This is a genomic window from Mycobacterium sp. E2327 (assembly GCF_001672675.1).
In the GTDB taxonomy this organism is placed as follows: Bacteria; Actinomycetota; Actinomycetes; order Mycobacteriales; family Mycobacteriaceae; genus Mycobacterium.
On the sequence record NZ_LZKE01000070.1, the window covers coordinates 47,580 to 68,844 of the forward strand.

18 protein-coding genes, 2 pseudogenes and 1 riboswitch are annotated in these 21,265 nt (G+C 70.0%); of the genes and pseudogenes, 11 read left to right on the forward strand and 9 right to left on the reverse strand.

The window, feature by feature from the left end; translation table 11 throughout:
* Nucleotides 1-222: 222 nt before the first annotated feature.
* A complete protein-coding gene (hypB, locus tag A5712_RS08620) occupies nucleotides 223-993 on the reverse strand; it encodes a hydrogenase nickel incorporation protein HypB (protein WP_068103555.1) in 771 nt (256 codons plus the stop codon).
* Between the two features lie 28 nt (nucleotides 994-1,021).
* Nucleotides 1,022-1,357 carry a hydrogenase maturation nickel metallochaperone HypA gene (locus A5712_RS08625; protein WP_068103556.1) on the reverse strand — a complete coding sequence of 112 codons (336 nt, stop codon included), beginning with the start codon at nucleotides 1,355-1,357 and terminating at the stop codon, nucleotides 1,022-1,024.
* A gap of 84 nt (nucleotides 1,358-1,441) precedes the next feature.
* Nucleotides 1,442-1,631, forward strand: a riboswitch (cobalamin riboswitch).
* An 86-nt stretch (nucleotides 1,632-1,717) separates the two neighbouring features.
* Here A5712_RS08625 and A5712_RS08630 point away from each other — a divergent pair.
* A complete protein-coding gene (locus tag A5712_RS08630) occupies nucleotides 1,718-3,439 on the forward strand; it encodes a PPE family protein (RefSeq protein ID WP_068103558.1) in 1,722 nt (573 codons plus the stop codon).
* A gap of 38 nt (nucleotides 3,440-3,477) precedes the next feature.
* On the opposite strand, the gene A5712_RS08635 is transcribed toward A5712_RS08630, so the two are convergent.
* Both A5712_RS08635 and A5712_RS08640 read right to left on the reverse strand, forming a co-directional pair.
* A complete protein-coding gene (locus A5712_RS08635; protein WP_197519342.1) occupies nucleotides 3,478-4,236 on the reverse strand; it encodes an adenosylcobinamide amidohydrolase in 759 nt (252 codons plus the stop codon).
* Between the two features lie 24 nt (nucleotides 4,237-4,260).
* Nucleotides 4,261-5,355: a HoxN/HupN/NixA family nickel/cobalt transporter gene (locus A5712_RS08640; RefSeq protein WP_231982057.1), complete on the reverse strand. Its 1,095-nt coding sequence runs from the start codon at nucleotides 5,353-5,355 to the stop codon at nucleotides 4,261-4,263.
* Between the two features lie 101 nt (nucleotides 5,356-5,456).
* Between A5712_RS08640 and A5712_RS08645 the strand changes: the two genes are divergently transcribed.
* Entirely contained in the window at nucleotides 5,457-5,933 is a 477-nt protein-coding gene (locus A5712_RS08645) for a Fur family transcriptional regulator (RefSeq protein WP_068103563.1), read from the forward strand.
* Here the strand turns inward: A5712_RS08645 and mtr are convergent.
* Both mtr and A5712_RS08655 read right to left on the reverse strand, forming a co-directional pair.
* Nucleotides 5,921-7,315, reverse strand: coding sequence for a mycothione reductase (mtr, locus tag A5712_RS08650; RefSeq protein ID WP_068103565.1), 1,395 nt, complete (start codon nucleotides 7,313-7,315; stop codon nucleotides 5,921-5,923). The two genes, A5712_RS08645 and mtr, sit on opposite strands and share 13 nt — an antisense overlap.
* Nucleotides 7,316-7,325: 10 nt before the next feature.
* Complete coding sequence (locus A5712_RS08655) at nucleotides 7,326-8,348, reverse strand: alpha/beta hydrolase (RefSeq protein WP_068103566.1); 1,023 nt, start codon at nucleotides 8,346-8,348, stop codon at nucleotides 7,326-7,328.
* 80 nt (nucleotides 8,349-8,428) lie between these two features.
* On the opposite strand from A5712_RS08655, the gene mqo reads away from it, so the two are divergent.
* From mqo to A5712_RS08690, 7 genes are all read left to right on the forward strand, one after another.
* On the forward strand, nucleotides 8,429-9,916 hold the full coding sequence (mqo, locus tag A5712_RS08660; protein ID WP_082973346.1) for a malate dehydrogenase (quinone): 1,488 nt from the start codon (nucleotides 8,429-8,431) through the stop codon (nucleotides 9,914-9,916).
* A complete protein-coding gene (locus A5712_RS08665; RefSeq protein ID WP_068103567.1) occupies nucleotides 9,913-10,383 on the forward strand; it encodes a GNAT family N-acetyltransferase in 471 nt (156 codons plus the stop codon). The genes mqo and A5712_RS08665 overlap by 4 nt, the downstream gene beginning before the upstream one ends.
* On the forward strand, nucleotides 10,380-12,212 hold the full coding sequence (locus A5712_RS08670; RefSeq protein ID WP_068103568.1) for a magnesium chelatase subunit D family protein: 1,833 nt from the start codon (nucleotides 10,380-10,382) through the stop codon (nucleotides 12,210-12,212). Before A5712_RS08665 ends, A5712_RS08670 begins: the two co-directional genes overlap by 4 nt.
* A 16-nt stretch (nucleotides 12,213-12,228) precedes the next feature.
* Nucleotides 12,229-12,843: a cob(I)yrinic acid a,c-diamide adenosyltransferase gene (cobO, locus tag A5712_RS08675; protein WP_068103569.1), complete on the forward strand. Its 615-nt coding sequence runs from the start codon at nucleotides 12,229-12,231 to the stop codon at nucleotides 12,841-12,843.
* Between the two features lie 94 nt (nucleotides 12,844-12,937).
* Entirely contained in the window at nucleotides 12,938-14,308 is a 1,371-nt protein-coding gene (locus A5712_RS08680) for a cobyrinate a,c-diamide synthase (RefSeq protein ID WP_068103570.1), read from the forward strand.
* Between the two features lie 9 nt (nucleotides 14,309-14,317).
* Nucleotides 14,318-15,514 (forward strand): uroporphyrinogen-III C-methyltransferase, encoded by a 1,197-nt coding sequence (cobA, locus tag A5712_RS08685; RefSeq protein ID WP_068103571.1) that lies wholly within the window; start codon nucleotides 14,318-14,320, stop codon nucleotides 15,512-15,514.
* A 33-nt stretch (nucleotides 15,515-15,547) separates the two neighbouring features.
* A complete protein-coding gene (locus A5712_RS08690; protein ID WP_068103572.1) occupies nucleotides 15,548-17,140 on the forward strand; it encodes an MFS transporter in 1,593 nt (530 codons plus the stop codon).
* A 7-nt stretch (nucleotides 17,141-17,147) separates the two neighbouring features.
* Here A5712_RS08690 and A5712_RS32445 read toward each other — a convergent pair whose 3' ends face one another.
* Nucleotides 17,148-18,383, reverse strand: coding sequence for a sterol desaturase family protein (locus A5712_RS32445; RefSeq protein ID WP_082973347.1), 1,236 nt, complete (start codon nucleotides 18,381-18,383; stop codon nucleotides 17,148-17,150).
* Nucleotides 18,384-18,539: 156 nt separating this feature from the next.
* Here A5712_RS32445 and A5712_RS08700 point away from each other — a divergent pair, with 156 nt between their 5' ends.
* Nucleotides 18,540-20,288 carry a proline--tRNA ligase gene (locus tag A5712_RS08700; protein ID WP_068103574.1) on the forward strand — a complete coding sequence of 583 codons (1,749 nt, stop codon included), beginning with the start codon at nucleotides 18,540-18,542 and terminating at the stop codon, nucleotides 20,286-20,288.
* A gap of 6 nt (nucleotides 20,289-20,294) precedes the next feature.
* Here the strand turns inward: A5712_RS08700 and A5712_RS08705 are convergent, their stop codons facing one another.
* Together A5712_RS08705 and A5712_RS08710 are read right to left on the reverse strand one after the other, a co-directional pair.
* On the reverse strand, nucleotides 20,295-20,741 hold the full coding sequence (locus A5712_RS08705; RefSeq protein WP_068103576.1) for a ferritin-like domain-containing protein: 447 nt from the start codon (nucleotides 20,739-20,741) through the stop codon (nucleotides 20,295-20,297).
* Nucleotides 20,738-20,926: pseudogene (locus A5712_RS08710) on the reverse strand (hypothetical protein); the annotation flags it as partial. The gene A5712_RS08705 and the pseudogene A5712_RS08710, both read right to left, overlap by 4 nt.
* Between A5712_RS08710 and A5712_RS08715 the strand changes: the two are divergent.
* Nucleotides 20,905-21,265: pseudogene (locus A5712_RS08715) on the forward strand (hypothetical protein); the annotation flags it as partial. The pseudogenes A5712_RS08710 and A5712_RS08715 sit on opposite strands and share 22 nt — an antisense overlap.

A 21,265-nucleotide genomic window follows, 5' to 3' on the forward strand; every position in this document is an offset into this window, starting at 1 on the left:
CCGCCTCAGTCGGTTGTCAACGGTCCACCGTTTGCCGGCAAATATACAGATGTGCTATTAACCTCTGTTTGCACCCATTAGCGTTGCCGCGCAGGGGATTTCGCCTGTCGGGCGCTGGGCCGGCCAACCCGTGAGCCAGCCTAACGATGCACCGGAAAATTCCCGTCGTCTTGCGAGTGGTTGGCAGGTCCGTCACGCGAGTCAATCGCAGTACGACCGCCCTCAGTCCTCGGAGTTCGCCGCGAATCGCCGCAGCCACCCGAACCAGGCGCCCATCCCGGCGCCGGTGCGCGCGCTGACCGGCAGGATCTCGGCCGTGGCGTTGACTTCGCGGACGTGCGAGATGTACGCGTCTACGTCGACATCCAGGTAGGGCACCAGGTCAATCTTGTTGAGCAGCACCACGTCCACCGACCGGAACATCACCGGGTATTTGAGGGGCTTGTCCTCGCCCTCGGTCACGGAGTACACCATGGCCTTGGCGTGCTCGCCGACGTCGAACTCCGCCGGGCAGACCAGGTTGCCGACGTTCTCGATGATCACCAGGTCCAGCCCGGGGAGGTCGAGGCCGGGCAGGGCGCGATTGACCATCGGCGCGTCCAGGTGGCATTCCCCGCCAAACCCATTGCTGGTGTTGAGCAGTGACACCTGGGCACCGCGCCCGCTGAGCTTGGCCGCGTCCAGATCGGTGGCGATGTCACCCTCGATGACGCCGATCGCGAATTCGCCGGCGAGCTCGTCCAGCGTCGACTGCAGGATGGTGGTCTTGCCCGACCCGGGGGAGCTCATCAGGTTCAGCGTGCGGATCCCGTGGCTCTCGAACGCCGCCCGGTTGGCCGCGGCGAGGACGTCGTTCTCGGCGAAGATCGCCTCCAGCACGTCGATGCGCTGCTTGCCCGTCTGGTATTGACTGTGGTCCCCGTGCTGGTGATCGGGATGGTCGTGATCGTGGGTGTGCACGGTTCCGTCGTCGTGCCGGTGGAATCTGCCCATGGTCAAATCCGTTCGGGGGGAGCGCTTTTCACGAGACGTCCAAGGACGTCACCAGGAACTCGTTGCCGTGCAGCACCTCCACATCGGGGCTGTCGCACCGCGGGCACCAGATCGACCAGGCCGACGTGATCTCCGATTCGCGGCCGCACGAGCGGCACCTCACCTCGGCGCCGACGCACTCGAGTTCCAGCTCGGCGTCCGGCATGTCCTCGGAATCGCGGACCAGGGTCCAGCAGAACGACAGCGATTCCGGCACCACCTGGCGCAGGGCCCCGATCCGCACCCGAACCACGTCGACGTGCCGGCCCTCGGCATGGGTCTTGACCAGACCGGCGATGGCCTCGCACAGCGACAGCTCGTGCATGGCACTTTTCTACACCCGAAACGGTGGTTGCCCGAACTCAAGCCCAACTCGATCTCAGCATCAGCTTGGATTTGCTCGATTCGGGCAAGTTCGGCGTCGGGGTGCGACAATATTCCGCGTAAGGCGATGACGACGCAGGAAGCCGGTGCGAATCCGGCGCGGTCCCGCCACTGTCATCGGGGAGCGAACCTCACGAAGCCACGGCCACCGGTCGGAAGGCGAGGCGAGCAGTGATCCGAGAGCCAGGAGACTCGCGTCATCGTGTCCTGCTACCCGGGGCGGAGTACCCCGAGAGAGCTGGCCTGTCATGGCGCCGAAACCTCGTTGTCGAACCATCATTGTCGAATTCGGTCGTCTCCGATGACCGGCCCAATCTGGATGGCTTCGCCGCCAGAGGTCCATTCGGCTCTGCTGAGCAGCGGGCCGGGGCCCGGTCCGCTGCTGGCCGCGGCAGAGTCGTGGACCTCGTTGAGCATCGCGTACACCGAGTCGGCCGAGGAGCTGACCGCGCTAATGGCGGGGGTGCAGGCCGGGGCATGGGAGGGCCCGAGCGCGGCGGCGTATGTGGCCAGCCACGGCCCGCATATTGCCTGGCTCGCACTAGCCGCCGCTGACAGTGCGGCGACGGCAGTCCGACATGAAGCTGCGGCCACCGCCTACACCACCGCCCTCGCTGCGATGCCCACCCTGGCCGAGCTGGCCGCCAACCACGCCACCCACGCGGCGTTGCTGGGGACAAATTTCTTCGGCATCAACACCATCCCCATCGCACTGAATGAAGCTGACTATGCACGGATGTGGATCCAGGCCGCGACCGTGATGAGCATCTACCATGCGGTCTCGACCGCGGCAGTGGCCTCGTCCCCGCAGGTGCCGGCGGCGCCGAAGATCGTGAATCTTCATGCGCTGGTGGAAGCTTTCTACCAGGCCTTCCCGTTGCCTCCCGACACGGAGAACCAGGTCATGGCCTGGCTGACGAAGATTGGTTTCGTCGACTACTGGAACGACGTCCTAGAACCGCTGAGCAACGCGCTGTACGACAATCCCTTCTTCGCGGCGATGTTTTCGGGGTTTGATCCCTACCTGCCCCTGCTGGGTAACCCACTGATCTTTTTCAGCCCGTCCAACATCGCGTTCGCCCTGGGCTATCCGATGGATATCGGCTCGTATGTCGCGTATCTGTCGGAAACGTTCTTCTTTATCGGACTGGATCTCACGGCGGCGCTCGCCAGCGGCGATCCCGCGACGATCGGTTTCACCATCCTGTTCACCACCGTCGAAGCCGTCGGCACGATCATCACTGACACCATCGCGTTGCTCAAGACGCTGCTCGAGCAGACTGCCGTGGTCCTGACGGTTTTCGTGCCCCTGATAACCGCTCCGATAGTGGCGTTGGCCTCCGGCGCGGTGGCGCCGATTGGCCTCGCCGGCCTGGCGGGACTGGCCGCCCTGCCGCCGGTACCCCCCGTCGCGCCGCCCATCATGCCGCCGGTCCTTGCGCTGTCCCCGAGCATCCCGACCCCCGCCTCTTCTCCGACGCCGGCTCCGGTGGAGGCCACCGCGCCGGCCGCTACACCCGCAGCGCTCCCGCCGTCGGCCACCCCACCGACGATGACCGGGGCGGGTACCGGTGTGGGCATGGAAGGCTTCGCCTATCTGGTGGGCGACCTGAGCGCGGTTGCCGGCGCGGCGGCGGCCGGCAAGGCCCGAAAGAAGGTGCCGCAACTCGACAGCGCCGCCGCGCCCGCGACCGCGGCGACACCCATGGAAAAGAACAGAACGCAGCGGCGCCGGCGCACGAGGACCCAGACGCTCGGGCGCGGTTACGAATACATGGATTTGGACGACGCAAGCGATGCGGGCGAAGACCCGGTTGACGCGGCGGCGGCATCGGCAATTGGCGCCGCGCCTCAGGGGTTCGCCGGAATCGCCACCAAAACCGGCGCTGGACCGGCAGGGTTGACCATGCTCGCCGACGATGCCTTCGACGGCAGCCCGCGCATGCCGATGATTCCGAGCACGTGGAGCGGCGACTCACCAACGCAGCAAGAGCCATCCGATGGAGGAAACGGCACCGCGTGAAACGCAGCCAGCGGCCGGCGGTTCGACACCGTCCGCGCTCACGAGTGTTTATGCGTGCACGGGTCGTAGCACCGCTCGGGGGATCCTGAAATCCAGGACCGGGCACCGGCAAGCACGGCCGCGTGGACCGCTCGTGCGATGCGTGCGCCGAACGCCGAGCGCGGCCCGCCGTACGTCTCCGGGGTCCCGTCGGTCGGGCAGTGCACAACAACCGCGTCCGAGGCGGTTCCGGTGGCTGGCACCCCGGTGTCTTGCAACGCTTGCACTTTCGCCTCCGTTGCGGTGGCTACGGCGTTGACGAGGGCGGCATGAGACAGCCGCACCGGCACCGCAACCACGATGTTGATCGTCCCCGCCCGGTGCTCGTCACCGTCGGTCGGCGGTCGGTGCTCCATAGTCTGGTAGTCAGCGAACTCGGTCGTTTGGACGCTGGACCGCATCTCGCGGCGGAAGTGCCGGTCGGGCGCGGCCGCCCAGGCCGGGCTGGAGAGCCCAACCGTCGCGGCGGCGTGCACGCCGCTGTCGTCGGCGCTGTGGTGCCGGGTCACGTCGACCGCGGTGAGTAGCCCGCAGCCGGCGCCGACGAGCTTGAGCGCGGTACCGATCTCAGTCAGGTGGCGGTCGGGGTCGGTCCGGTTGTAATCGAGGGGGACCGTTGCGTTGACCACCCAGTCCCGGGCGCCGATGCCGCCGCCGAGCGGGCCCGACGAGATACACAGCCGAGGCTCGGCGAATTGCCAGAGCAGTACGGGTATCGACCGACTTTGTTCCACCCGCGCGGTCAACCTGGGCTGCATGATCTCATCCTGGTTTGCAACCGGCTAAGTCGCCGACTCGGGCTCCGGCGAGGAGAACGTCCACTTTTCCTCGATGCGCCCGTAGCGCCAGACCAGCAGCGCCACCGCCCAGGTGAGGACGAACATGCCCACGACGGCGAAGCCGACGGCGTTGAGGTCGAGGTCGGCTAGCCACCGCCAGAAGGGGCCGTGCCACCCCAGCTGGCCGGCGAACAGGCCGAGCAGCTCGACGGTCCCGATCATCAGCGCGATCGCCACCGACAGCCCGGTGATGGTGATGTTGTAGTAGATCTTGCGCAGCGGGCTGGCGAAGGCCCAGCCGTAGGCGAAGTTCATGAACGAGCCGTCGATGGTGTCCAGCAGGCACATGCCCGCGGCGAACAGCACCGGCAGACACAGGATGGCGTACCACGGCAGTCCGGCCGCCGCGCTGGTGCCGGCCAGCACCAGCAGCGCCACCTCGGTGGCGGTGTCGAAACCCAACCCGAACAGCAGCCCCACCGGATAGAGGTGCCAGGACTTGGTGATCGATCGGGTGAGGCGGCCGACGAACCGGTTGATCAGCCCGCGGTTCTGCAGTTGCCGTTCGAGCTCGGATTCGTCGTAATGACCGCGGCGCAGGCGCGCGAACACGCGCAGGATGCCGACCAGCACGACGATGTTGAGGGTCGCGATCAGGTAGAGGAACACGCCCGAGACGCTGGTGCCGATCAGGCCGGTGTAGTGATGCAGCGTCGACGAGTCGTCCTCGACCGGCCCGACTACCGCTTTGACCCCGGTCGCCAGCAGCACCGCCAGTGCGAAGACGACGGTGGAGTGGCCCAGCGAGAAGAAGAAGCCGACGGCCAGGGGGCGCTGCCCGTCGCCCATCAGCTTGCGGGTGGTGTTGTCGATGGCGGCGATGTGGTCGGCGTCGAAGGCGTGGCGCATGCCCAGGGTGTAGGCCGTCAGCCCGACGCCGATACCAAAAGCCTTGCCCCCCAAATCGAGTCGCGCCGGATCGACGAGCAGCACCAGGGTGCCCCAGCCAATCACATGCAGCGCGACGATCACCGCCAGCATCGACCCGAGCCGCCACCACTCCGCCGGCGCCAAGGCGCTTCGCAGGTTACCGGCCACGATCACGACATTAGGGAGCGTCGCGAGCCAATTGCAAGTGGATTGCAGGAGTAGCCGAGGGAAAACTGGCAATCCGGGGTGTCGGCCGCGACACTGAGAGGATGACGCCCAAGGCCTCCAAACAGGCCACCGCGCTGGACCCCGCCGTCACCGAACGGATCGGTGGTCTCCTTCGCGCCCACGGGCTGCGGCGGATGGCGTCGCGGATCCAAGTGTTGGCCGTGCTCGAGCCGGTCAACGGCCACCTGCCGGTGGCCGAGATCCACCAGCGGGTGCGCGCGTCCCTGCCGCCCGGCACCCCGCCGCCCGACGTCGCGACGATCTACCGCACCGTGACGACCCTGGTCGACCAGGGTGTGCTGCACGCGCTGACCCTCGAGGGCGGCGTGACCACCTACGGCCTGGCCACCGCCCCCCACCACCACGCGGTGTGCACCCGCTGCGGGTCGATCATCGAGGTGCCCGCCCGGCAGCTGAGCTCGGCGCTCGAGCACGCGATGGCGGGCAGCGCGTTCGCGCTGTCGGAGGCGGCCGGCTTGACGCTGCACGGGCTGTGCCCGCAGTGTCAGCGCGGCTGAGGGGGGCGCAGGCTCAGTAGGGCGTTCTCGACCACCTCGGGCAGCGCCGGATGAATCCAGTACTGGCCGCGCGCCATCTCCGGGGCGGTCAGACCGAAGCTCATCGCCTGGATCAGCGGCTGGATGATCGACGACGCCTGGTGGCCCATGATGTGCGCGCCCAACAGGCACCCGGTGTTGCGCTCGGCGATCAGTTTGACGATGCCGGTGGTGTCCTCCATGGCCCAGCCATAGGCGACGTCGCCGTAGTCCTGGAAGGCGACCGAGATGTCGAATCCCTTTGCGATCGCCTGGTTTTCGGTGAGGCCGACGGTCGCCAGCTGTGGATCGGTGAACACCGCCGACGGCACGAATCGGTGGTCGGTCACCGCCATCGACTCGGTGTCGTCCCAGTCGCACAGCAGGTTGTGCTGCACGACGCGGGCCTCGTGGTTGGCGACGTGCTTGAGCTGGTACGGCGACGAGACGTCGCCGAGCGCGAAAACGCCGCGCGCCGAAGTGCGTTGGTATTCGTCGACCACCACCTGGCCGTTCTGGACATCGATGCCGGCCTGCTCGGCGTCCAGCAGGTCGCCATTGGGCAACCGGCCGGTCGCCACCAGCAGCACGTCGGCGTTCAGGGTGGAGCCGTCGTCGAGCTCGAGGGCCACGCCGGCGCCGCGGTTGGCGGCGCGGGCGACCATCCGGTGGGTGCGCAGCTCCCATTTGCGCGAGGCTATGCGGGTAAACCGTTTGGAGATCGTGTCGTCGAAGTGGCGAAGCAGCGTGGAGCCCCGGACCACCAGGGTGACCCGGACGCCGAGTGCGGAAAACACGTGCGCGAATTCCGTTGCCACAAAACCGCTTCCGATGATCACCAGGTGCTCGGGCAGTTCGGGGATGCGCATGATGGTATCGCTGGTGTGGTAGTGCACGTCAGACGCAAGAATGGTCGAGGGGATCACCGGTCGCGAGCCCGCCGCGATCACCACCTGATCGGCGGTGAATTCTTCGCCCGCGTCGGTGCGCAACAGGTATCGGCCGTCTGATTGGACCGGTCTGAACCGGGTGTGCCGTTCGTACAGATCGACGTTGGGCAACGAGCGCCGGTACTCCTCGCCGCTCACCGAGATCGGGTCGATGCGCCCGAAGACACGCGAGACGATGTCGTCCCAGCGCACCCCGTCGATGTGCGCGTCGACGCCGTAGCGGGCCGCCTCGCGCACGGTGGCCGCGACCTCGGCGGCGTAGACGAACATCTTCGTCGGGATGCACCCGACGTTGAGGCAGGTGCCGCCGAAGGTGCCGTGCTCGCAGATGGCGACGCGCTTGCCGGCGTACCTGTCGTCCAGAATGGTGTTGCCCGAACCGGTTCCGATGATCGCGATGTCGTACGTTTCCATGCCCGGGCCGTCACCCCTTCCCCGGGGACGCCGGCGCGGCGCTGTTTTCGCTGCCGAGGTAGTGGTCCAGCCATAGGTCCAGTTCTCGATAAGCGGTGCGCCGCGGTTGGGCCAGCGACAGGAACACGTCGTGTTTGGCGTCGGGCACCGGGACGATGGTGGTGCGATTGCCGATGCAGCCCGCCCACTTGGCGATCTGGGTGACGTCGAGGACCGCGTCGCCGGTCTGCATGGACGCCGGGTCGTTGGTTTCGCGCACGGTCCGGTCGGAACGCAGGATCAGGTTGGGTACGCCGACGTCGAGCCCGCGGTGCAGGCGGGCCTGGCCACGGCGGATGGCGTGCAACCAGCCGAGGGTGATCGGGAAGCCGCCCAGCGGCTTCCACTGCAGGTTGTAGTCGAACTCGCCGTGGTAGTCGCGGTGCAGGGTGGTGCCATAGCCGCCTTCAGTGGATCCGCGGACCACGCCTTTCGACTTCACCCGGGACAGGCCGGCGATCACCGCCGAGGTCACCGAGTGGCGCAGCACCGCGGGGCCGTGCAGGTCGAGGAACGGGCTGTTGAGGACCAGGCCGCCGACCCCGGCGTGCGCCGCGGGATCGCGCCGGCGCAGCCGGTCCAGCCACAGGGGCACGATGAGCCCGCCGGAGGAATGGCCGTAGACCAGGACCTTGGCTCGCCGGCCGGAGGGGCCGGGCTCGCGGATGGCCGCCAACGCGTGCTCGAGTTCGACGTCATAGTGGGCCAGGTCGGTGATGAAATGCGGGGTCTGGCCGTCGCGGCGCGACCGGCCGCACTTCTGCAGGTCCAGCGCGTAGAAGGCGAAGCCGCGGTCGGCGAAGCGATCCGCCAGCTCGGTGTGGAAGAAGTAGTCGGTGTAGCCGTGCACGGCCAGGACGGCGTGCCGCCCGTCCGAGGGCTCGCCGCGGCGGACCAGCGTCGCCACGATCTCGCCCTCGCCGACGGGGTCGGGCCCGAGCGGGATCGTGCGCTGCCAATAGCCGGGCAGCACGTCGGGCACCCAGCCAGTCACGAGGCCAGCTTAGAGGTTTTGCTGATCACCGGTGGGCCGCACGTCGTTAGCTCTTGATAGGCCCGGGATAACCTGGGACGGTGTCAGGCCCAGCCAGAACCGCACGCGCCGACGTCGTGCTGGTCGGTGCGGGCATCATGAGCGCCACGCTGGGCGCATTGCTGCGTCGGCTGGAACCCGACTGGTCGATCACGCTGATCGAGCGGCTGGACGCCGTCGCCGCCGAGAGCAGCAGCCCCTGGAACAACGCCGGCACCGGGCACTCCGCGCTGTGCGAGCTGAACTACACGCCGGAGAACCCCGACGGCTCGATCGACATCACCAAAGCCGTCCGCATCAACGAGCAGTTCCAGGTGACGCGTCAGTTCTGGGCGTACGCCGTCGAGAACGGCATCCTGACCGACCGCGGCTTCCTCAACCCGGTCCCACACGCCAGCTTCGTGCGCGGGGCGCAGCAGGTGGACTACCTGCGGCGGCGGCAGCGCGCGCTGGCGCACAACCCGCTGTTCGCGCGGACCGAATTGTTCGACGACCCGGATGAGTTCGCCCGACGCCTGCCGTTCATGGCGGCCAAACGTGACTTCTCCGAGCCGACCGCGCTCAACTGGGCCGCCGACGGCACCGACGTCGACTTCGGTTCGCTGGCAAGACAACTCGTCGGCTACTGCGTGCGGGGCGGTGCGACGGCGCTGTTCGGTCACGAGGTCCGCAACCTGACCCGCCAATCCGACGGCAGCTGGACGCTGCTGGCCCGCAACCGCCGCACGGGCGAAAAGCGTCGGCTGAACGCCAAATTCGTGTTCGTCGGCGCCGGGGGAGACGCGCTGCCGCTGCTGCAGAAGTCGGGCATCAAGGAGGTCAGGGGGTACGCCGGCTTCCCGATCGGCGGTCGATTCCTGCGCGCCGACAACCCGGCGCTCACCGTCGCGCACCGCGCCAAGGTGTACGGCGCCCCGGCGCCGGGCGCGCCGCCGCTGGGTGCGCTGCATCTCGACCTTCGGTTCGTCAACGGCAAGTCGTGGCTGGTGTTCGGGCCGTTCGCCGGCTGGTCGCCGAAGTTCTTGAAGCACGGCCATTTCACCGACCTGCCCCGCTCGGTCAAGCCGGACAACCTGGTGTCGATGCTCGGCGTCGGCGTCACCCAGCTGACGCTGCTGAACTACCTGATCGGCCAGCTGCGGCTCTCCGAGCCCGACCGGGTGCGCGCGCTGCGCGAATTCGCGCCCAGCGCAACAGATTCGGACTGGGAGCTGACGGTGGCCGGCCAGCGCGTTCAGGTGATCCGCCGCGACCGGCGCCGCGGCGGGGCGCTCGACTTCAACACCACCGTGCTCAGCGCCGACGACGGCAGCATCGCCGGCCTGCTGGGCGGCTCCCCGGGGGCGTCGACCGCAGTGCCGGCCATGCTCGACGTCCTGCAGCGCTGCTTCGCCGACCGGTATGCCTCGTGGTTGCCGGCGCTCAAGGAGATGGTGCCGTCGCTGGGGACGGAGCTGTCCCGGGAGCCCGCGCTGTTCGAGGACGTCTGGTCGTGGGGGACCAAGGCGCTGGGGCTGGGGGCATCGTGAGCGAAGCGCTGCGCCGCGCCTGGTCCAAAGACCTTGACGCCGCGACCCTTTACGAGCTGCTCAAGCTGCGGGTGGAGGTGTTCGTCGTCGAGCAGGCCTGCCCGTATCCGGAGCTGGACGGGCGCGACCTGCTCGCCGAAACCCGGCACTTCTGGCTGGAAACGCCCGACGGCGAGGTGATCTGCACGTTGCGGTTGATGGAGGAGCACGCCGGCGGCGAGAAGGCCTTTCGGCTCGGGCGGCTATGCACAAAACGCAGCGCCCGCGGCCAAGGCCACACCACTCGGCTGCTGCGCGCCGCACTGGCCGAGGTCGGCGATTACCCGTGCCGGATCGACGCCCAGGCATACCTGGCCGACATGTACGCCCAGCACGGATTCGTCCGTGCCGGTGACGATTTCGTCGACGACGGCATCCCGCACATCCCGATGGTGCGTCCCGGCTCCGGTCTGGCGGAGGCGCCGTGAAGCCGTATCCGTTCAGCGCGATCGTCGGGCACGACCAACTGCGGCTGGCCCTGTTGCTGTGTGCCGTGCGCCCGGAGATCGGCGGCGCGCTGATCCGCGGCGAGAAGGGCACCGCCAAGTCGACAGCCGTGCGCGGGCTGGCCGGGCTACTGGCTGCCGCGACCGGAAACGGGGATCGCGCCGGGCTGGTCGAAATGCCGCTCGGCGCAACCGAAGACCGGGTGATCGGCTCGCTGGACCTGCAGCGGGTGCTGCGCGATGGCGAGCACGCGTTCTCCCCGGGGCTGCTGGCGCGCGCCCACGGCGGCGTGCTCTACGTCGACGAGGTCAACCTGCTGCACGACCACCTGGTCGACGTGTTGCTTGACGCCGCCGCGATGGGCCGGGTGCACATCGAGCGCGACGGCATCTCCCACTCGCACGAGGCGCGCTTCGTGTTGATCGGCACTATGAACCCGGAGGAGGGCGAGCTGCGTCCCCAGCTGCTGGACCGGTTCGGGCTCACCGTCGACGTGCACGCGTCGCGCGACGTCGACGTGCGGATGCAGGTGGTCCGGCAGCGCATGGCCTACGAGGCGGACCCGGACGCGTTCGCGGCGCGCTACGCCGACGCCGACGCGGAACTGGCCCGCCGGATCGCCGCGGCCCGGGCCCTCGTCGACCAGGTGTCCCTGCCGGACAACGAATTACGGCGCATCGCCGCCCTGTGCGCGGCGTTCGACGTCGACGGCATGCGGGCCGACCTCGTGCTGGCCCGCACCGCGGTCGCGCACGCCGCGTGGCGCGGCGCCAGCGCCGTCGAGGAGCAGGACATCCGGGTGGCGGCCGAGCTGGCGTTGCCGCACCGACGCCGCCGCGACCCGTTCGATGAGCCTGGGCTCGATCGCGACCAGCTGGACGAGGCCCTGGCGCAAGCCGGTTCCGAAGACCCCGAGCCCGATCCCGACCCGCCCGGGGGCGGGCAGGTGACCGAAGCACCTGAACCGCAAGCGAATTCGAAGCCGGGGTCGTCGTCGACGAAACCCAGCGCGCCGCCGTCGGCGACGTTTCGCACCCGGGCGTTGACCGTCCCAGGGGTCGGCGAGGGCGCGCCGGGACGGCGGTCGCGGGCGCGCAACACTTCCGGCATGGTGGTGGCCGCCACCGACGGCGGCGACACCGCCTCCGGCGCGCACGGGCTGCACCTGTTCGCCACCCTGCTGGCGGCCGCCGAGCGCGCCGGAACGGGGCCGCTGCGTCCGGACCCTCAGGACGTGCGCCGCGCCATCCGCGAAGGGCGCGAAGGCAACCTGGTGATCTTCGTCGTGGACGCGTCGGGCTCGATGGCCGCCCGGGATCGCATGGCCGCCGTGAGCGGCGCCGCCCTGTCGCTGCTGCGCGACGCCTACCAGCGTCGGGACAAGGTCGCGGTGATCACCTTCCGTCAACAGCAGGCCCGGCTGTTGCTGCCGCCGACATCGTCGGCGCACATCGCCGGGCGGCGACTGGCCCGCTTCGACACCGGCGGCAAGACCCCGCTGGCCGAGGGCCTGCTGGCCGCGCGCGAGCTGATCATCCGGGAAAAGGCGCGCGACCGCGCGCGGCGCCCGCTGGTGGTCGTGCTCACCGACGGCCGGGCCACCGCCGGGCCGGACCCGTTGCGGCGCAGCCGAATCGCGGCGGCACGGCTGCGCGCCGAGGGTGCCGCCGCGGTGGTCGTGGACTGCGAGACGTCGTACGTGCGGCTGGGGCTGGCCCGTCAACTCGCGGATCAGCTCGGCGCGCCGGCGGTGCGACTCGAGCAGTTGCGCGCCGATCACCTGACGCGCGCCGTGCGCGGCGCGGCCTGAGCGAGGATAAGCCTCCATGCCACAGGGGAAACCGCTCGAAGTGCCCGACGACGGCCTGACCACCCGGGCGCGCCGCAACACGCCCGTGCTGGCGGTGCACACCGGGGCCGGCAAGGGAAAGTCGACGGCGGCATTCGGCATGGCGTTGCGGGCGTGGAACGCCGGCCTGCGCGTGGCCGTGTTCCAATTCGTCAAGAGCGCGAAGTGGAAGGTGGGCGAGGAGGCGGCGTTCGCCCGGCTCGGCGAGCTGCACGACCGCGACGGCGCCGGCGGCGCAGTCGAATGGCACAAGATGGGGGCAGGCTGGTCCTGGACTCGCAAGGCCGGCAGCGAAATCGACCACGCGGCGGCCGCCGCCGACGGTTGGGCCGAGATCGCGCGCCGGATGGCCGCGCAGCGGCACGACTTCTACGTGCTGGACGAATTCACCTATCCGCTCAAGTGGGGCTGGGTCGACGTCGACGACGTGGTCGACGCCCTGCTGGCCAGGCCCGGCCACCAGCACGTGGTGATCACCGGTCGCGACGCCCCCCAGCGGCTGGTCGACGCGGCCGATCTGGTCACCGAGATGGCCAAGGTCAAACACCCGATGGACGCGGGCCGCAAGGGGCAGAAGGGCATCGAGTGGTGAGCGTCCCCGCGAGCCGCCGCGACGGCGCGTGTCTGCACGGCGACACGCCGTATTCGGTGTCATTTTGCGCGCGCTCGCGGTCCCGGGTGGGGCGATGACCCCGGTCCCCGCGGTGGTCATCGCCGCGCCCGCGTCGGGAAGCGGAAAGACCACCGTGGCAACGGGTTTGATCGGTGCCCTCCGCGAGGCGGGCCATGCCGTCGCGCCGTTCAAGGTCGGCCCCGACTTCATCGACCCCGGCTACCACGGCCTGGCCGCCGGGCGCCCCGGCCGCAACCTGGATCCGGTGCTGGTGGGGGAGCGGCTCATCGGCCCGCTGTATGCGCACGGGACCGCCGGCGCGGACATCGCCGTCATCGAGGGCGTGATGGGGCTCTTCGACGGGCGCATCGGAACGACCGCGCCTGCGGCGGGCTCCACCGCCCACGTCGCCGGCCTGCTGGGCAGCCCGGTGATCCTGGTGGTCGACGCGCGCGGCCAGAGTCACAGCATCGCGGCGCTGCTGCACGGGTTTTCGACCTTCGACGCCGCCACCCGCATCTGCGGCGTGATCCTCAACCGGGTCGGGTCGCCCCGCCACGAGCAGGTGCTGCGACAGGCCTGCGAGCAGGCCGGCGTCCCGGTGTTGGGCGCCATCCCGCGCACCGCCGAATTGGAGCTGCCCACAAGGTATCTCGGGCTCGTCACGGCCGTGGAGTACGGGCACCGCGCGCACGACGCGGTGCAGGCGATGACCGCCCTGGTCGCCCGCCACGTCGATCTGGCCGCCGTGGTGGCGGCCGCCCGCTGCGGCTGCGCCGATGCGCCGTGGGACCCTGTCGCGGCGGTGGGCGAGACGCCGGCCGCGCGCGCCACCGTCGCCGTGGCGGCCGGAAAGGCGTTCAGCTTCGGCTATGCCGAGCACGCGGAGCTGCTGCGCGCCGCCGGCGCCGACGTCGCCGAGTTCGACCCGCTCGTCGACGCGTTGCCTGACGGCACCGACGCGGTCCTGTTGCCCGGCGGCTTTCCCGAGCAGTTCACCGCGGAGCTGTCCGCCAACGAGGTTGTCCGCCGCCAGATCAAGGAGCTGGCCGCCGCCGGCGGGCCCGTGCACGCCGAATGCGCCGGGCTGATCTACCTGGCTTCAGAACTTGACGGGCAACCGATGTGTGGGGTGCTGGCCGGGTCGGCGCGCTTCACGCCGCACCTCACGCTGGCCTACCGTGAGGCCGTCGCGGTGGTGGATTCGCCGCTGTATTCCGTCGGCGAGCGGGTGGTCGGGCACGAATTCCACCGGACCGCAGTGACTTTCGCCCAGAGCTACCAGCCGGCGTGGGTGTACCAGGGTGATCAGGTCCAGGCGGTCTCCGACGGCGCCGTGCACGCCGGCGTGCACGCGTCGTACCTGCACACCCACCCGGCCGCCGCGCCGGGCGCCGTGGCGCGCTTCGTCGCGCGCGCCGGCCGGCCATGCAGCACCCCTTAGGCTTGCCGCGTGACCGACAACGCCTACCTGGCCGGGCTGCGGCTGGCCGGCAAGAAGGTCGTCGTGGTCGGCGGCGGGACCGTCGCCCAGCGCCGGTTGCCCCTGCTCATCGCCAGCGGCGCCGACGTACACGTCGTCACGCGCACCGCCACCCCGGCCGTAGAGGCGATGAGCGGAATCGTCCTGTCGGTGCGCGAATACCGCGACGGCGACCTCGACGGGGCCTGGTACGCGATCGCGGCCACCGACGACGCGCGGGTGAACGCCGCCGTCGTCGCCGAGGCCGAACGCAACCAGATCTTCTGCGTCCGCGCGGACGTCGCCATAGAGGGAACCGCGGTAACCCCGGCGACCTTCAGCTACGCGGGCCTGTCGGTCGGGGTGCTGGCCGGCGGCGAGCACCGCCGCTCCGCGGCCATCCGGTCGGCCATCCGGGAGGCCCTGCAGCAGGGGCTCATCACGGCCGAGAGCTCCGACGTGGTGCGCGGCGGGGTGGCGCTGGTCGGCGGCGGCCCCGGCGACCCCGAACTGATCACCGTGCGCGGGCGGCGGCTGCTCGCCCAGGCTGACGTGGTGGTCGCCGACCGGCTCGCGCCGCCGGAACTGCTCGCGGAGCTGCCGCCGCACGTGGAGGTGATCGACGCGGCCAAGATCCCGTACGGGCGCGCCATGGCCCAGGACGCGATCAACCACGTCATGATCGAGCGGGCCCGATCCGGCAGCTTCGTCGTCCGCCTCAAGGGCGGGGACCCCTTCGTCTTCGCGCGCGGGTATGAGGAGGTGCTGGCATGCGCCGAGGCCGGAATTCCGGTGACCGTGGTGCCCGGTGTGACAAGTGCCATAGGCGTGCCCGCGCTGGCGGGCGTTCCGGTCACGCACCGGGCGATAAATCACGAGTTCGTGGTGGTCAGCGGGCACGTTGCGCCGGGCCACCCCGAATCGTTAGTGAATTGGGATGCATTGGCCGCGATGCGGGGCACCATCGTTTTGCTGATGGCCGTCGAACGCATCGAGCAGTTCGTGGACGTCCTGCTGAAGGGCGGCCGACCTGCGGATACGCCGGTGCTGGTGGTCCAGCACGGGACAACCGCAGCTCAGCACACGTTGCGGGCCACCCTCGCCGACACGCCGGAAAAGATCCGCGCCGAGGGGATCCGACCTCCGGCGATCATCGTGATCGGGGCCGTAGCTGCGTTCGGCGTTTAAAAGATTCTTAAGATTACTGTAAGGTAACCCATTATGACGGCTCTCAACGACGCAGAGCGCGCGGCCCAAAACTGGACCTCCGCACGCCCCGATCGTCCGGCCCCGGTGCGCGCTACGCCGCCGGCGGAGACCGCCTCCTCACGTATCGGCAGGTATTCGCCTACGTGGCTGCCTTCGTGGCGCTTCATCGCGGCCGTGATCGCGATCGGTGGCATGCAGCTGCTGGCGACCATGGACAGCACCATCGCCATCGTGGCGCTGCCCAGGATCCAGAACGACCTGAGCCTCTCCGACGCCGGCCGCAGCTGGGTGATCACCGCGTACGTGCTGACGTTCGGCGGGTTGATGCTGCTGGGTGGTCGCCTCGGCGACACCATCGGGCGCAAGCGCACGTTCATCGTCGGCGTCGCGCTGTTCACCATCTCCTCCGTGCTGTGCGCGGTCGCCTGGGACGAGGCGACCATGGTCATCGCCCGGCTCCTGCAGGGCATCGGTTCGGCCATCGCGTCGCCCACCGGTCTGGCGCTGGTGGCGACCACCTTCCCGAAGGGGCCGGCTCGTAACGCCGCGACGGCCGTGTTCGCCGCGATGACCGCGATCGGCTCCGTGATGGGCCTCGTCGTCGGCGGCGCGTTGACCGAGCTGTCTTGGCGGCTGGCCTTCCTGGTGAACGTGCCGATCGGGCTGGTGATGATCTACCTGGCCCGCACCGCGCTGCGCGAAACCAACCGGGAGCGGATGAAGCTGGACGCGACCGGCGCCATGCTGGCCACGCTGGCCTGCACCGCCGCCGTTTTCGCCTTCTCGATGGGTCCGGAGAAGGGCTGGGTCTCGGTCACCACCATCGGCTCGGCCGCGGTGGCCCTGGCGGCGGCCCTGGCCTTCATCGTCGTCGAGCGCACCGCCGCGAACCCCGTCGTCCCGTTCGAGCTGTTCCGCGACCGCAACCGGCTGGTCACGTTCGCCGCGATCTTCCTGGCCGGCGGACTCATGTTCAGCCTGACGGTGTGCATCGGCCTGTACGTGCAGGACATCCTCGGCTACAGCGCGCTGCGGGCCGGTGTCGGCTTCATCCCGTTCGTCATCGCGATGGGCATCGGCCTCGGTCTGTCGTCGCAGCTGGTGTCGCGGTTCTCGCCGCGGGTGCTGACGATCGGCGGCGGGCTCCTGCTCTTCTGGGCGATGATCTACGGCTCGCTTTTCATGCACCGGGGCGTGCCGTACTTCCCCAACCTGGTGCTGCCGATCATCGTGGGCGGGATCGGGATCGGCATTTGCGTGGTCCCGCTGACCCTGTCGGCGATCGCCGGTGTCGGCTTCGACCAGATCGGCCCCGTGTCGGCGATCGCGCTGATGCTGCAGAGCCTGGGCGGCCCGCTGGTGCTGGCCGTCATCCAGGCCGTGATCACCTCGCGCACGCTGTACCTGGGCGGCACCAACGGCCCGGTGAAGTTCATGAACGCCGCGCAGTTGCAGGCCCTCGACCACGGCTATACCTACGGGCTGCTGTGGGTGGCCGGCGTGGCCGTCATCGTCGGCGGCGCGGCGCTGCTCATCGGCTACACCCCCGAGCAGGTCGCCCACGCGCAAGAGGTCAAGGACGCGCTCGACGCCGGCGAGCTCTAGCCCGGGTCTAGGCCGCAAACGGCCACACCAGTTGCCGCAAATATCCCTCGGGTTCGCCGTCGTCGATGCCGTACTGCGCGGGCCAGCCGTGGGTAGGTAGGTAGAGGGTGCCGAACAGCGCGTCGACGGCCGGGAACTCCCCGGCGTAGTTGGAGTTGTACGCCCGGGGATCGCGGGCGTGATGCCAATGGTGGAACTGCGGGGTCGCGATCACCCACCTCAGCGGGCCGAACGTGAGCCGCACATTGGCGTGAATGAAGATCGCCTGCAGCGTGGTCAGCACGACGAAGGCGCCCAGGCTGATTCGGCCGAACCCCAGCGCATACAGCGGCAGCACCGCGCAGGAGCGGATGAAGATCTGATCCAGCGGATGCAGGTGGCTGGCGGCCAGCCAGTCCATCTCGCGGATGCTGTGGTGCACGCGGTGGAACCGCCACAACAGCGGAACCTCGTGCGCCGCGCGGTGCCCCGCGTAGCCGCCGACCGTGGCGATCGCCAGCGCGGCGGTGATCTGCGCCCAGCCCGGACTCGCGGCGATCGCGGACCGGACGGCTGGGGGGATGAAGGCCCGCAGGGCGGTGCCGACCACCACCACCGCGACGACGGTCCCCACCTTCAGCGCGGCCCCGTTGACCAGGTAGTGCACCAGGTCGGTACGCCATCCCGCCCGCAGAATCCGGCGCGGCCGCAGCGCGAACAGCCGCTCGAGCGGAATGAAGATGACCGCCAGCACGACCATTCCGATCACGATTCCGCCGCGCACGGACAGGGCGGCCAACACCAGCGCCGACGTGAGGAGCACCAGGACGACGCCACCGAGGCCCGGCCTGACCCCATCGGACCCGCTCGGAACCTCGGCCGTCGCCGCCACCGGCTGGACCGAACGGGCGGGCCTGCCCAGCCGGCCCCACGCCGCGAGAACGCCGGCCGTCACCGCCACCCCCGCCACACCGGCGGCCGGTCGCTGGGTCGCCAGCGCGATCGCGCCGATCAGCAGAATCGACTGCACGGCCAGGCCGGCCACGCCCAACGCCCGTCGGCCCCGCAGCAGCCGCATCGCCTGCCAGCCCACCAGCGCCGCCGCCCCGAGCAGGGCCAGCGTCGGCAATCCCGCGTTGTGGACCGCGACTGCCGTTGCGGCGCAGAGGATTCCGATCAGCTCGAGCAAATACAGGGCGGTCAAGGTCGCCAGCACGGGCCGGCTCCGGTCACCGGAGCCCCCGCCCGTCACGGACGTGCCCATGCGCGTCAACGTATCGTGCGCCGCTGAGGAGAAGCTGAGTTTCCGGGCACAGGAGGCGACGATTTTCGGCAGGCCCACGCCACTGACTACATCCATGGCCTGCCTCCTCAGCAGGCCGTCCCGGCCTGCATCGTCGCCAGGCTAGGCTGGCCCGCTGTGATCACCCGGATGTCCGAGCTGTTCCTGCGCACCCTGCGCGACGACCCCGCCGACGCCGAAGTGCCCAGCCACAAGCTGCTCATTCGCGCCGGCTACGTCCGGCCCATCGCACCCGGGCTGTACAGCTGGCTGCCCCTCGGGCTGCGGGTGCTGCGCAAGATCGAACGGATCGTCCGCGACGAGATGAACGCGATCGGCGGGCAGGAGATCCTGTTCCCGGCCCTGCTGCCGCGCGCGCCGTACGAGACGACGAACCGCTGGACCGAGTACGGCGACGGCGTTTTCCGCCTGCAGGACCGACGCGGCAACGACTACCTGCTGGGCCCCACGCACGAGGAGCTCTTCGCCCTGACGGTCAAGGGCGAATACAGCTCCTACAAGGACTTTCCGCTGCTGCTGTTCCAGATCCAGAACAAGTACCGCGACGAGGCGCGGCCGCGGGCCGGCATCCTGCGGGTCCGGGAGTTCGTGATGAAGGACTCCTACTCGTTCGACATCGACGACGCCGGGCTCAAGGCCGCCTACCACGCGCACCGGGAGGCCTACCAGCGCATCTTCGAGCGGCTGCAGGTGCGCTACGTCATCGTGTCGGCGGTGTCGGGCGCGATGGGCGGCAGCGCGTCCGAGGAATTCCTGGCCGAGAGCGAAGTCGGCGAGGACACCTTCGTGCGCTGCCTGGAATCTGGCTACGCCGCCAACGTCGAGGCGGTCGTCACCGCCCGCCCCGAGGCGCGCCCGATCGACGGGCTCCCCGAGGCGGTGGTCCACGACACCGGCGACACCCCGACGATCGCCACCCTGGTCGACTGGGCCAACGGCGCCGACCTGGGCCGCGAGATCACCGCGGCCGACACCTTGAAGAACGTCCTGCTCAAGGTCCGCCAGCCCGGCGGCGAGTGGGAGCTGCTGGCCGTCGGGGTGCCCGGCGACCGCGAGGTGGACGACAAGCGGCTGGGCGCGGCGCTGGAACCGGCCGACTACGCCCTGCTCGACGACGCCGACTTCGCCAAGTACCCGTTCCTGGTGAAGGGCTACATCGGGCCGAAAGCATTGCGGGACAACGGCGTTCGCTACCTCGTCGACCCGCGGGTGGTGGACGGCACCAGCTGGATCACCGGGGCCGACGAGCCCGGCCGACACGTCGTCGGGCTGGTGGCGGGCCGGGACTTCACGGCCGACGGCACCATCGAGGCCGCCGAGGTGCGCGACGGCGACCCGTCCCCGGACGGGGCGGGCCCACTGGTGTCCGCGCGCGGCATCGAGATCGGGCACATCTTCCAGCTCGGCCGCAAATACACCGACGCCTTCACGGTCGACGTCCTCGGCGAGGACGGCAAGCCGGTGCGCCTGACCATGGGCTCCTACGGCCTGGGCGTATCGCGGATGGTGGCCGTCATCGCCGAGCAGCACCACGACGAGCTGGGCCTGCGCTGGCCGTCGGCCGTGGCGCCGTTCGACGTCCACCTGGTCATCGCCAACAAGGACGACCAGGCCCGCGCCGGCGCGATCGCGCTGGCCGACGACCTGGATCGGCTGGGTCTCGAGGTCCTGCTCGACGACCGCCAGGCGTCGCCCGGGGTGAAGTTCAAGGACGCCGAGCTACTCGGCGTCCCGCGGATCGTCGTGGTGGGACGGGGGTGGGCCGACGGCGTGGTCGAGCTGCGGGATCGCTTCGGCGGGCAGACCCGCGAGCTCGCGGTGAGCGAATCGCTGGCCACCGACATCGTGGCGGCCCTGGACTCCTAGCGCGGGCTACTCGTTGCCGCCCGGGAAGCTGGTCGTGATCGGCCAGGCGCCCAGCACGCGGTTCCACCTGGCGGCCATGACCGTGCTCTGCGTCAGGGCGTTGGATGCGAACGCGCGGTCGTCCGCCGTCTCCGCGTGCTCGATGACGGCGCGCCACGCCGTCGAGCAGTCGTTCTCCATGCGGGCCGCCAGCCGCGCCGCGTCGGCCGGGCTGCCCACCAGCATCGGCAACTGGTAGCCCGCGGCGGCGACCGGCGCGTTGACCTTTCGCGCGGCCAGCATCGCGATCACGTCGTCGCGGCGCTGGCGGTGCTGGCCCAGGGCCTCCACCACCATGTCGTTGACGCTGGGCGGCGACAGCGCGGACACGATGCCGTAGCCGTAGATCGTCGAGTGCTCGATGGCCAGCGCGTCGCACAGGGCCGCGTTGTCGGCGTCCTTGCCGGAACTCATATCGACGGCCCCCCGGGCACTAGCGCCACCGTCGCGGACGCCGTGCACGACGCGGCGATCGACGCGAGCAGCCCGGACCGGTAGCCGGACTCCGTCGTCACCAGCCGGCTGGCGTTCTCCGCGGACGCGCGCAGCGAGTTGATCACGTCGGACACCGGCGGCGGTGGCGGCGGCGGGCCCGGCGGCGGGGCGGGGTGTGCTCGCCGGCGCCGCAGCCCTTGCTGCGCTCGGGGTGGTCGCGTCCGCCTGCGGCGAACCGCAGCCGAAGCCGCCCGCCGTCGAAAACCTGTTGGGGCCGCTGGACCAGGCCCGCAAAGACAGCGCGCTGGCCGGGGCCGCCGCCACGGCCGTGGGTCTCGCGCCCCAGGTCGCGGCCGCGCTGACCGTCGTCGCGACCCAGCGCGCCGCACACGCCCGCGCGCTGTCCACGGAGATCTCCCGGGCGGCGGGCAAGCTCACCGCGTCGTCCAGCGAGACCACCAGCCCCAGCCCCACCCCCGGGCGGGGCGCCGACATCGTCGGGA

Excerpts from the sequence above, each read along its gene's own strand:
- A5712_RS08630 (WP_068103558.1), top strand. The coding sequence starts at position 1,718 with ATGACCGGCCCAATCTGGATGGCTTCGCCGCCAGAGGTCCATTCGGCT.
- A5712_RS08625 (WP_068103556.1), bottom strand. The coding sequence starts at position 1,357 with ATGCACGAGCTGTCGCTGTGCGAGGCCATCGCCGGTCTGGTCAAGACC.
- mtr (WP_068103565.1), bottom strand. The coding sequence starts at position 7,315 with ATGGAAACGTACGACATCGCGATCATCGGAACCGGTTCGGGCAACACC.
- A5712_RS08645 (WP_068103563.1), top strand. The coding sequence starts at position 5,457 with ATGACGCCCAAGGCCTCCAAACAGGCCACCGCGCTGGACCCCGCCGTC.
- A5712_RS08690 (WP_068103572.1), top strand. The coding sequence starts at position 15,548 with ATGACGGCTCTCAACGACGCAGAGCGCGCGGCCCAAAACTGGACCTCC.
- A5712_RS08705 (WP_068103576.1), bottom strand. The coding sequence starts at position 20,741 with ATGAGTTCCGGCAAGGACGCCGACAACGCGGCCCTGTGCGACGCGCTG.
- hypB (WP_068103555.1), bottom strand. The coding sequence starts at position 993 with ATGGGCAGATTCCACCGGCACGACGACGGAACCGTGCACACCCACGAT.
- cobO (WP_068103569.1), top strand. The coding sequence starts at position 12,229 with ATGCCACAGGGGAAACCGCTCGAAGTGCCCGACGACGGCCTGACCACC.
- A5712_RS08635 (WP_197519342.1), bottom strand. The coding sequence starts at position 4,236 with ATGCAGCCCAGGTTGACCGCGCGGGTGGAACAAAGTCGGTCGATACCC.
- A5712_RS32445 (WP_082973347.1), bottom strand. The coding sequence starts at position 18,383 with ATGGGCACGTCCGTGACGGGCGGGGGCTCCGGTGACCGGAGCCGGCCC.
- A5712_RS08680 (WP_068103570.1), top strand. The coding sequence starts at position 12,938 with ATGACCCCGGTCCCCGCGGTGGTCATCGCCGCGCCCGCGTCGGGAAGC.